Origin of the sequence: Streptococcus sp. HMSC067H01, from assembly GCF_001814775.1 — a bacterium.
In the GTDB taxonomy this organism is placed as follows: domain Bacteria; phylum Bacillota; class Bacilli; order Lactobacillales; family Streptococcaceae; genus Streptococcus.
The window spans coordinates 1-537 of sequence record NZ_KV817810.1; the positions used below are offsets into that span (position 1 = coordinate 1).

General features: G+C 44.5%; 1 protein-coding gene. It reads left to right on the forward strand.

The features are described from left to right. Window positions 1–537: hypothetical protein (locus tag HMPREF2987_RS11075; RefSeq protein WP_218969679.1), on the forward strand; the 537-nt coding region annotated here is incomplete at both ends.

Sequence of the window (537 nt, forward strand, 5' to 3'; positions counted from 1 at the left end):
TGTTCGACAAAGATGGTAACAAGATTGGTGAAGCGGCAACAGGAGCAAATGGTAAAGCAATCATCACACCAACTGTAGATATTCCAGAAGGTAATGTGACAGCTAAAGCTACAAAAGATGGTCAAACATCAGAAGCAAGCGCACCAAAAGAAGCTACAGCAGCAACTCCAACAACACCAACTCAACCAGAAATTACAACAGACCTTACAGGTAAAGCCGGCACTAAGACACCAGTTGAAGTGACAGCAGAACCAGGGTCTAAGGTTGAAATGTACGATAAAGACGGCAACAAGATTGGTGAAGCAACAGCTGATGAGAATGGTAAAGCTACAATCACACCAACAGTCGACATTCCAGAAGGTAATGTGACAGTTGTAGCAACCAAGGATGGTCAAACACCAGAAGCAAGTGATCCAGTTCCAGCAACAACTGCTAAGGATCCAGCAACACCAGCTAAACCAAGCACACCAGTTGTAGATACAGACCTAACAGGTAAAGCAGGAACTAAGACACCAGTTGAAGTGACAGCAGAACCAG